This window comes from Streptomyces sp. NPDC001770 (assembly GCF_053596135.1).
Genome location: NZ_JBSFFN010000056.1, coordinates 1 through 9,843, shown reverse-complemented (window position 1 = coordinate 9,843; position 9,843 = coordinate 1). Strand labels below are relative to the sequence as shown.

At 71.3% G+C, this 9,843-nt stretch carries 9 protein-coding genes; 6 read left to right on the top strand and 3 right to left on the bottom strand.

Translation table 11 applies throughout. The annotated features are described in order from the left end of the window. Nucleotides 1-55 precede the first annotated feature (55 nt). The gene (locus ACWCSV_RS32065) at nt 56-607 is read right to left on the bottom strand and encodes a GNAT family N-acetyltransferase (protein ID WP_451148348.1); all 552 of its coding nucleotides are present in this window, start codon (nt 605-607) and stop codon (nt 56-58) included. 49 nt (nt 608-656) lie between these two features. Here ACWCSV_RS32065 and ACWCSV_RS32060 point away from each other — a divergent pair, with 49 nt between their 5' ends. From ACWCSV_RS32060 to ACWCSV_RS32045, 4 genes are all read left to right on the top strand, one after another. After that, nucleotides 657-1,259 carry a TetR/AcrR family transcriptional regulator gene (locus tag ACWCSV_RS32060; protein ID WP_451148312.1) on the top strand — a complete coding sequence of 201 codons (603 nt, stop codon included), beginning with the start codon at nt 657-659 and terminating at the stop codon, nt 1,257-1,259. A 387-nt stretch (nt 1,260-1,646) separates the two neighbouring features. Beyond that, on the top strand, nt 1,647-1,955 hold the full coding sequence (locus ACWCSV_RS32055) for a chaplin (protein ID WP_451148310.1): 309 nt from the start codon (nt 1,647-1,649) through the stop codon (nt 1,953-1,955). A gap of 571 nt (nt 1,956-2,526) precedes the next feature. Then, nucleotides 2,527-4,059, top strand: coding sequence for a flavin monoamine oxidase family protein (locus ACWCSV_RS32050; protein ID WP_451148308.1), 1,533 nt, complete (start codon nt 2,527-2,529; stop codon nt 4,057-4,059). Beyond that, the gene (locus ACWCSV_RS32045) at nt 4,056-5,441 is read left to right on the top strand and encodes a glutamate-cysteine ligase family protein (RefSeq protein WP_451148306.1); all 1,386 of its coding nucleotides are present in this window, start codon (nt 4,056-4,058) and stop codon (nt 5,439-5,441) included. The genes ACWCSV_RS32050 and ACWCSV_RS32045 overlap by 4 nt, the downstream gene beginning before the upstream one ends. Before the next feature lie 465 nt (nt 5,442-5,906). Here ACWCSV_RS32045 and ACWCSV_RS32040 read toward each other — a convergent pair whose 3' ends face one another. Then, entirely contained in the window at nt 5,907-7,352 is a 1,446-nt protein-coding gene (locus ACWCSV_RS32040; RefSeq protein ID WP_451148304.1) for an amidohydrolase family protein, read from the bottom strand. A gap of 61 nt (nt 7,353-7,413) precedes the next feature. Next, the gene (locus tag ACWCSV_RS32035) at nt 7,414-8,364 is read right to left on the bottom strand and encodes an amidohydrolase family protein (protein WP_451148302.1); all 951 of its coding nucleotides are present in this window, start codon (nt 8,362-8,364) and stop codon (nt 7,414-7,416) included. A 70-nt stretch (nt 8,365-8,434) separates the two neighbouring features. On the opposite strand from ACWCSV_RS32035, the gene ACWCSV_RS32030 reads away from it, so the two are divergent. Continuing rightward, nucleotides 8,435-9,259 (top strand): IclR family transcriptional regulator, encoded by an 825-nt coding sequence (locus ACWCSV_RS32030; protein ID WP_451148300.1) that lies wholly within the window; start codon nt 8,435-8,437, stop codon nt 9,257-9,259. Nucleotides 9,260-9,454: 195 nt separating this feature from the next. Further along, nucleotides 9,455-9,843: hypothetical protein (locus tag ACWCSV_RS32025; RefSeq protein ID WP_451148298.1), on the top strand; the 389-nt coding region annotated here is incomplete at its 3' end.

Below are 9,843 nucleotides of genomic sequence, written 5' to 3'. Positions count from 1 at the left end.
CGGTCGGCCCGACCGGGCACGGCCGACCGCCACTCCGTGCGCGAGTCGTCGCCGCTCACCGCTCCAGGTCGTGCCATTCCGGAGCGGTGACGGCCCAGACTTGCTTGTCGTGGCGCACGCCCTCGTACAGCCACGCCTCGCGGCGTACGCCCTCCAAGGTCATGCCGAGCCGCTTGGCCACCGCCGAGCTGCGGTCGTTGTCGGCCCGGCAGTGCCACTCGGCGCGGTGCAGCCCCCGGGACGTGAACGCCCAGTCCAGCAGGGCGCCGCACGCCTGGGTGATCAGCCCGTTCCCCTCGGCGGACGGCTCCAGCCAGCACCCGATCTCGCACGAGCCGGCAGCGGCGTCGAAGTCCGTGAACATCACCCCGCCGACCAGGACTTCGCTCCGCCAGATGCCGTACAAGCGGGCTCCGTCGGCGGCCTTGCGTCCGGCATACCGCGTGAGCGTGGCCCGCGCCCCGCCCACGTCGCCGGTGAGGAACGCGGGCCCGACCCACGGCCGGATGTGCTCGCGGGCCCGGTCCATGTGGGCGGCGAACTCCTCCGCGTGCCAGACCTCCAGCTCCCCGAGGCGAGCACCGTCGCGCAGCGACAGCCAGAACATGAGCACCCCCATTTACATAACAAGCGTTACGTCAATGTACCGTGTCAGCATGCCCCGTACCAAGGGAGATCACGAGGCCCGTCGACGCGATGTCTCCGCGGCGGTCTGGCAGGTCATGGCCACACGTGGCTTCACCGGCCTGACCCTGCGCGCCGTCGCCGCCGAACTCGGCGCCACCACCGGCCTGCTCACGCACTACTTCCCGGCCAAACAGGACCTGGTCGAGTACGCCCTCGACCTGCTCGAACAGCGCACCACCACCCGCCCCCGCCGCGAGGCGAGTGAGGGCCTGGCCGCCTTCAGGGCCGCACTCCTCGACATCCTGCCGCTGACTCCGGAGTCCACCGACAGCAACCGGATCTGGGTCTCGTCCTGGGATGCCGCACTCTCCGACCCCGGCCTGAGCGCCGCTTACGCCCGCAAGTACGCCCAGAGCCGGGACCGGTTGAGCGAGCGGGTGGCCGCGGCCCAGAAGCTCGGCGAACTGCCCCCGGGCGACCCCTCGCGCATCTCCGCCGCGGCCCAGTCCTTCGTACTCGGCCTGGTGGTCCAGGCACTGTTCGCTCCGGCGGCGTTCCCGCCGGAGCGTCAGATCGCGCTCCTGGACGACCACCTGGCCGATCTGGCGGCACGCACCGACTCCCCGGGGTGAAGCGGCTCCGCCACGAGTCGGGCTCTCCTTCGGCGGCGTAAAGGGGGTCGGGCACACATCGGGCGCGTCGTCCCCTGGGCCGGCACCTGCCCGCCGGCTCCGTGCGGACCAGGCATCCGCCCCCGGAGCGTGGGGCCGCACGTTCGTCGCCGCCGGCCGGGCTCCGGCGGTCCACTCCTCCCCCTGCCCTCCAGCCTTCCAGCCCTCCAGCCCTCCAGCCCTCAACGGATCCGGGCGGACGCTTCGGCCAACCGCGCATGGAAGAACGGCCGTTCAGGGGAGGGACGGGCGGCGGTCAGGCGCGTCGGCGGTCCGGACGGAAGCGGGCACGCATCGTGGACGCAGCCGCCGCGACCGAGCGGTGGCACCCGAAGTGCGGAGAGCTCAATGTCGAAGCTGAGAAGCACAGTATTTCTGGCCGCGGCCGCTGCCGCTCTGACGTTCGCCGGCGCCGGAACGGCCGCCGCGGATGCCGGAGCGCAAGGTGCCGCCTTCGGCTCGCCGGGCGTGCTGTCCGGCAACGTCGTCCAGATCCCCGTCCACATTCCCGTCAACGTGTGCGGGAACTCCCTCAACATCATCGGTCTGCTGAACCCGAGCTTCGGGAACTCCTGTGTCAACGGCGGAAGCCACGACCGCGGCCACGACGAGACCAAGGACGGCCACGAGGGCTACAGCGGGGACCACGGCAAGTAGGTCCCCGGGGATCGCCCGGCTGAGGTGCCCGGGGGCCCCGTTCAGCCGGCGCCGACCGTACGAACCCCGGTGGGGACAGGAGTGATCGGCTCCCCGTGCCGGGTCCCGTCCACGGTCTCCCACGTCGGCCCGCGCCGGTGCCGGGCAGGTTCTCCTGCCCGGCACCGGCGCGTTCGTGCTCACAATCATGCTGTGCCAACCGGATCGGGACGCATCCCGGAGCCCTGCGTGATGAGCCCCGGTACGAACACCATGGTCCGGAGCGACGAAGCGGCACCCGCCGCGGGGAGCGCAGTTGGCCTTGGGCTCCGGGACCGATCCTGCCCCCGAGCGGCCACGGGCGGGAGGACCGCCGGTACAGCCGGCGTCACCACCTCTTTCAAGACTTCTCGCCTCCATTGAGAGCAGCATTCGGTCGTCATTTCCTGGAGCGGCCGAAGGTCTCCCCGATCGCCTCATGGATGTCGTTGCGACGGGTACGGATCGCCCGACAATGGGGGGATCAGCATGCGAGTGGAGGAGTGTGGAGGGTTTGTTCGATCGGTGCTTCGCGTTTCCGGAGGAATTACGAGTGGCGAGTGCCGCTCGCCCGGCGCGGGTGGGAATCATCGGCGGCGGGCTGGCCGGTCTGGTCTCGGCCTACGAGCTGCAGCGACGCGGAGTGAAGGCCGTGCTCTACGAGCAGGCGGAGCGTCCTGGGGGGCGGGTGCGTACGCATCGGTTCTGGGACGAGACCTATGCGGACCTCGGCGCGATGCGCATTCCCGGAAATCACGAATGCGTGCTCCATTACGTGCGTGAGTTCGGGCTGCGGACCCGTCCCTTCGTCAACCTGAACCCGGACGGGTATTACCACCTGCGCGGCCGCCGCACCCGACTGAGCCACGGGCACCATCTGTATTCGGCCTACGGCCTCGATGCCGCCGACCAGGACGGGCCGAGGAACTGGCTGGACCGTGTGCTGCGTACGGCCTGGGACGCGCTCAGCCACGCACAGCAGCTGAGTGTCCTGGAGGGCAGCTGGCAGGACGCGGCTCTGGACCGCCTGATGTCGGTCTCCTTGTGGCAGTTCGCGCGGGAGCAGTTCTCCGAGGATGCCTGGGACCTGCTGGGATACGCCAGCGGACTGGTCCACTACGAGCACGCTTCCCTTCTCGAGGTGCTCGTCGACTACTTCGGTCTCTTCCATGCCGCCCCGCTCGAACTGGTCGGCGGGATGGACACGCTGGTCCGCGAGTTCGTACGGCGGCTGACGCCGGGGTCACTGCGCCTGTCGACTCGCGTCGACGCGGTGGAGCTGAACTCCGGCGGAGGACGGATCAGAGGGCACTGCGTGGGCCGCCCCGTCGATGAGACCTACGATGCCGTGCTGGCCTGCGTCCCGCTGACCACACTCGACCGGATCACCATCACTCCGGCCCTGCCCCACCGGCAGGCCCAGGCCGTCCGTAGTCTCACCTATGCGAGCAGTACCAAAACCCTGGTGCACCTGCGTCGGCGGAGCTGGGAACTCGACGACGGCATCTACGGCGGTGGGAGCTTCACCGACCTCCCCATTCAGCAGTGCTGGTACCCGTCGGACAACGCCCGCGTCGTCCTCGACGCCCGCCCGTCCTCACCGCAGAGGCTGACCGCCCGGAACGCCGGACTCTCGCACGAACCGGGGGTGCTCACGGGCGCCTATCTCTGGGGCCCGCACGCCCGCCGGTTCACCGCACTGCCGGCCGCGGACCGCGACCGAGTCGTGATGCGGTGCCTGGAGCAGTTGCACCCGGGCATCTGCGAGGACATCGACGACATCGTGCACTGGGACTGGGACAGCCATCTGGGCATGAGCGGAGGGTCCTTCGCCTACCTCGCTCCCGGCGAGCACACGAGGTACCTCAACGGCCTCGCGACGCCGCACCCGCGGAGCGATCCCCGCCTCTACTTCGCCGGAGAGCACCTTTCGGCCGCCCACGCGTGGATGCAGGGCGCCGCCCAGTCGGCACTCCGCACGGTCGGCCACCTGCTCGACCGGCTGTCCGCGACGGGCGAGGAGCCGGGCCGGCACCACGAGGAGCGCGGAACGGAAGACTTCGTCCGGGAAGGGACGGCATCGTGACGACCCACGACACGGGGAGCGGCCGTGCTCGTCATCCCCTGAGCAGGTCCGATCTGCGCGAAGCGTTCCACGCGCCCCACGGCACCCGCGAACGCATCGGTCTGGAGATCGAGGCCGGTGTGCTGGACGAGGCGACCGGACTCGCGGCCCCCTACGACGGGCCCCACGGCATGGCCGCCCTCCTCCACCAGGTGTCGCACGAATGGGGCGGTTCACCGCAGTGGGCCGACGACGTCCTGACGGGGGTGCATCTCGCGGACGGGACGAAGCTGACGCTCGAACACGGAGGCCAGCTGGAATACTCCTCCCCTCCCGCGGACGACCTCGTCACTCTGGTGACGGCGATGCGCGCCACCATGGAGGCCCTGGCCGCTCTGGCGCAGCGGCACCGGCTGGCCATCGTCCCCGGCGGCAACCTCCCGTTCGACCGGGCGGACCGCGCCACCTGGGTGCCCACCGTCCGGGGCGGAGTCATGCGGACGTACTTCGCGGGCCTCGGTCCGGACGGGGAGGGGGCACCGCACATCATGAAGTTGTCGACCTCGACCCAGACCACTCTGGATCACCTGTCCGAGGACGACCTGGCCTCGAAGCTGCGCGTTCAGGTCGCCGCCTCGCCCGTCGTCGCCGCCCTGTTCGTCAACTCGCCGCTGTACGCCGGACGCCTCGACGGGATCCTCTCGCACCGCTGCCGCGACTGGCTCCGGATGGACCCCCGCCGCTGCGGCTCCCCCGGCCCCGCGCTGCGGACCCCGCTCACGGTGGAGGCCCTCACCGACTGGGCACTGGGCATGCCCATGATCTACCGTCGCGGCCCGGGCGGCTACCGCCTCGCCGGGCCAGAGCCCTTCGCGGACCATGTGCGCCACGGTTTCGACGACGGCACCCAGCCCCACTGGGAGGACTGGCTCTCCCACCTCGACCAGATCTACACCACCGTCCGCGTACGCCGGACCCTGGAGACCCGCGCGCCGGACGGCCCCCCGTACCCCTGCGTTCCCGCGGGCCCGGCGCTGTGGACCGGGCTGACGTACCACGCGCCCAGCCGCGCGGCCGCCTGGGAACTCCTCCGGCGGTACACGCCCCAGGAGAACGACGCGGCGCAACGCGCCCTGCCCACCGCCGGACTGGCCACCCGTCTGGGCGGGGACAGCGTGCGCGACCTGGCCCGTCACCTGCTCGGGCTGGCCCGCACGGGCCTGGAGGCCCGTATCCGGGCAGGGCTCGAACAACCCGGGGCGGCCGGCTATCTCGACCCGCTCGACGAGATCGTGGACACGAACGAGACGTTCGCCGAGCAGACGGCCCGCCGCTGGACGACGAGCCACCGCGGCGACCCGGCCCGCTACGTCGCGGCTCATCGGATCCCGTCCGCCATCTGAAGCCGAGCCGGGCCGAACGGAGCATCCCTTACGGCCCGTGGCCAGGCGCGGTCCCACCGGGCACCCGCAGGACCGCGCCGGCAGCAGCAGACCCTCAGTACGTCGGAGGAGACCATCGCCGTGCGCGCGCTCGCCCTCCCGGCCTCCTGAAGATCTGCCAGGTCTTCAGTCGTGCCGTGCCGCTGGACGGGAGCTCGGGCTTGGGTGAGGCGCCGTCGGCATTGCGCTGGCGCGTGGGCTCCCCGCGATGCGGTCGTCCGGCACCGGTGGTGATCCAGGGGCCGGCGACTTGGCAGGCACGGTCGGCCAAGACGGTGGCTGGGAAGGCTCACTGGCGTCGGGGGGATGGCCGGCCGCACTCAAGGCGGGCCGGTGGGGCACGCGGACACGAACAGCGGGAGCGCTGAACGGCATGGCTCGGATCAGCTGCCGGCTCGCACGAGGTGAGGGACGTCGCGGTCGGCCTCAGTGGGCCCCGGGACGGGCGGCGACCCTCTCGAGGACGGCGTCGAGCTCCGAGCGGGGCCACCAGGAACCGTCCCGCATCACTCCCGCGATCCTGCGGAGGGCGGTGTGGTCGTCCAGCGGGTCCTCGTCCAGCAGCACCAGATCCGCGGGCATGCCGGCCGCGACCCGACCGAACTCTCCCTCCTCGCCCAGGAATCGCGCCGGCTCGGTGGTCGTCGTCCGCAGGATGGCCAACGGGCCGAGGCCGGCCTCGGCCAGGTGGTCGAACTCGTCGTGGAGCGCGAAACCCGGAATGATTCCCGCGGCTCCGCACGCGTCGGTTCCCGCGACCATGGGGACCCCGGCGTCGGCGAAGGTCCTGGTCATTCGCAGCTGAGCCGCCCAGTGGTCGTGCAGGGCTTCACGGGTGGTGCCGGGAAGCCTGGAGAACTTCCTCGACGACTTGTCCCAGGAACGCAGTTCGTCGGGGGCCATGTAGCGGCGCCTCGGGTCCTGCGTGTGTTCGGGCGAGTCGCCGAACTGCTGGGTGTGGACCCGGATAAGGGTGGGGCACTGCCAGGTGCCGTGTTCGACGAACACGGCCGCCAGCTCCTCCGCCTTCCGCTGGTCGTAGGAGCCGTCGGCCAGGTTGTAGGCGCGCGCTTCCGACTCGGACGTGGCGGTCGCGGGGTTGGTGACCATGCCCTTGATCAGCCTCGTCGCCAGTCTGCCGGCGCCCGGGATCTTGATCCTGGGAATGGGCGGGAGCTTGCGCGTGGCGTTGCTCGCGCGGACCTCGTCCTCCTGGGAGGAGGCTGCGGCGAACACGGTGACGCCGGGACCGAGGTGCTCGATCGACCACACGCCGCCGCGCGCGGCCTCCCGGGGATCGAGGTCGGCGGGCAGGTGACCGCCGAGCCGGATCCCGAGGCGGTTCGCCTCCCGGAGGGCCGCCAGGAAGGTCTCCCGGGTCGTCATCCCCGCCTTGACGAAGTCGGCTCCGTCCCGGTGCTGCTCGCGGACGGCCTGCACCGCACCCTCGGCCGTGCTCGCGTTCAGAGGAGTCAGCAGGTCGCCGGCGGTCGCCTTGAGCGCCGGCGCGCCGGTCGGTCGCGGCAGTGTGCCCCGGCTCCGGGACTTCAGCAGAGCCTTGTTGCCGGACATCTGACGGAAACCGACGACACCGTTGGCGAGCATCAGCGCGTACGTGCCGTCGACGTCCTTCGGGGTGTTCAGGGCATGCATGTGCATGTCCATGAACCCGGGGACGACGAACCGGCCCCGTCCCTCCACCACGTGCGCCTCCGCCATGGGGCCACCGGTGGCCGTCACAGACGTGATCCGGCCTCCGTCGACCACCACGTCCTGCCCGGGGGTGCGGCGACCGTCCTGCGGATCGACCACGGTGACGTCCCGCACCACCACTCGCCCGTTCACCGCGGACGGCTCCACGTACCTGCTCATGTCTCTCCTCGGCATCGATCGTCACTGCTTCGGGCTTCGGGTCGCGGCTTTCGGACGGCCGTCACGCATCGAACAGCCGGTGCGCGTTGCGTGTGGTGAGGTCACGCCACGTGTCGGTGGCCGACGGCTGCGCCGCGGAGTCGACGGAGGCGACCTGCGCGAGCGCGCCCGCCGCGGGGGTCCAGCAGTAGTCGCTGCCGTAGAGCAGCCGCTCGGTGCCGAACGCGGCGTCGAGGGCCGGGATCTGGCGCGGGAAGGGCGTCCCGGCCATGTCGTACCAGAGGCGGCCGAGCTGCTCCACCGCGCTGGGCGCGTCCGTGGAGCCGCCGCCGAACACGGAGCCGAACAGGTCGATGCGGTCGGCGAGCAGCGGCAGCGCTCCACCGCCGTGGGTCAGCACCCACCGGATACGGGGATGGCGGGTGAACACGCCGCGCAGGAGCAGGTCGCTCGCGGTGCGGGCCGTGTCGAAGAGGAACTCCAGCATCGGCCGCGGCCGGCCCAGCGAGACGTCCTCGGCGTGGGGCGGGGACGTGGGGTGGACGAAGACGAGGGCACCTCGGCGGTCGAGGTGCTCCCACAGGGGTTCGAACCGCGGGTCGCCGAGGTAGACGCCGTGGTGGTTGGTCTCCACGGCGATCCCGTCCGCGCCGAGTACGTCGAGGGCGTGGGCGGTCTCCGCGAGTGCGCCCTCGACGTCGGGCAGCGGCAGGGAGGCGAAGTGGCCGAACCGCCGCGGGCGCTCGCCGCGGACGCCGGCGCCGAACTCGTTGACCTCGCGCGCGAGGGAGCGGGCCTCGGCGTCGTCGCCGAAGTGCACCCCCGGGGAGGAGACCGACAGGTAGGACTTGTCGATGCCTGAGCGGTCCATCAGGTCGAGGTGCTGTCCGACGCTCCACGAAGGCCAGCCCGGCATCCCGTCGGGACGCTCGATCCCCGCGGACCGGGCCGCGGCGACATAGCTGTCGGTGACGAAGTGGGCATGTACGTCGACGAGGCCGGTGGGGGCCATGCGGAACTCCTTCGCTTGCGGGTCCTTACCCCAGCCAGCGTAGGAACGGCGTCGTAGGATGGCACGTGTGATGCCGATGAATGAAACACCGGGTTCGGGCGACGGCAACCCGCGCGGGCGGCGCGGCGGGAAACCCGCCGAGGGGCAACCCGTCGTCGACCGGGCATTCGCCGTGCTCGGCACGTTCGACACCGACCACCGCGCACAGACACTCGCCGAACTGGCGCAGCGAAGCGGCATCCCTCGCAGCAGCGCCCTGCGGCTCGCCCGGTCACTGGTCGACGCGGGTGCCCTGGAACGTCTCGACGACGGCCGCTACGTCGTCGGACTCCGCCTGCTGGAGACCGCGTCCCTGGCGCCGCGCGGCCACGGCCTGCGATCCGTGGCCATGCCGTTCATGGAAGACCTCTTCCACGTCACCCGGCAGCACGTCCTGCTCGCCGTCCGCGAACAGGGCGAGGCGGTGCTCGTCGAACGGCTCTCCGCACTGGACGCCGGCCCTGTGCGCTACCGCGTCGGAGGGCGCCTACCGCTCACCGCCACCGGAGTCGGACTGGTGCTCCTCGCGTTCGCACCCAAGGACGTCCAGGACCACGCCATCGCCGCCTACGACCCCGTGGAGGGCGGTCTTCGACAGGGCCACGACGACATCCGCACCCCGGCCGACCTGCGCCGCGCCCTCGCCGAAGTACGGCGCGGTGACCACGCGTTCGGCCGGCAGAGCCATCCATGGCCGGTGGACACCGTCGCCGCACCGGTGCGAGACGCCGGCGACGTGGTCGCGGCGTTGTCGGTCGTCGCGCCCAGCACCGGCTTCGCGGAAGCGGGCTACGGCCCGGCCGTACGGGCCACGGCCCGCGCGATCTCCCGCCGGCTCGAAGAGGACGGGCCCTGAAGAGCTTCACGGCCCGGCACCGCGGACGTGCTCACCGCGAATCCCACGAAGAGGGTTGCCAGACCCGAAGGCGCACGCAATGCTGTCGTAAGGTCACCAGAAGTGACCATAGGTTCTCGAAGTGCGGACCCTGTTATTCGAACGAATATTCTCGCTTCAGGTCCCTCCTCGAGCCCGCGTCGCGAAAGGGCTCCCATGAACGACCGGCCCCGCCAACCACTCCGCACCGCCGCGAGCACGCTGGCCGCGCTCCTGCTCGCATTCACCTCCGCCCTGCTGGCGGCACCCACCGCCCACGCCGACCCCGTGATCATGGTCTGCACGGGCACCGGACTCCAGACGTACTCCCCCGGCATCACCCTCACCACCCGGCAGACGGAGGTCACCAACACCTCCGACCTCACCACCTGCCTCGGTGGGCCCGTGTCTTCCGGCCGGCACAGCTTCGGACCGTTCGACACCACAGCCGGCTGCCTCTACACCCCGCCCCTCGGCGACGACGCGTTCGACCTCACCTGGAACGACAACACCACCAGCCACTACGAGGGCACGTACGTGGTGGTCGTCACCGGCGGCCAGCTCAT

Bases quoted from the DNA above. Each gene is read 5' to 3' on its own strand.
- ACWCSV_RS32065 (WP_451148348.1), bottom strand. From the start codon at position 607: ATGTTCTGGCTGTCGCTGCGCGACGGTGCTCGCCTCGGGGAGCTGGAG.
- ACWCSV_RS32060 (WP_451148312.1), top strand. From the start codon at position 657: ATGCCCCGTACCAAGGGAGATCACGAGGCCCGTCGACGCGATGTCTCC.
- ACWCSV_RS32055 (WP_451148310.1), top strand. From the start codon at position 1,647: ATGTCGAAGCTGAGAAGCACAGTATTTCTGGCCGCGGCCGCTGCCGCT.
- ACWCSV_RS32040 (WP_451148304.1), bottom strand. From the start codon at position 7,352: ATGAGCAGGTACGTGGAGCCGTCCGCGGTGAACGGGCGAGTGGTGGTG.
- ACWCSV_RS32035 (WP_451148302.1), bottom strand. From the start codon at position 8,364: ATGGCCCCCACCGGCCTCGTCGACGTACATGCCCACTTCGTCACCGAC.
- ACWCSV_RS32030 (WP_451148300.1), top strand. From the start codon at position 8,435: ATGCCGATGAATGAAACACCGGGTTCGGGCGACGGCAACCCGCGCGGG.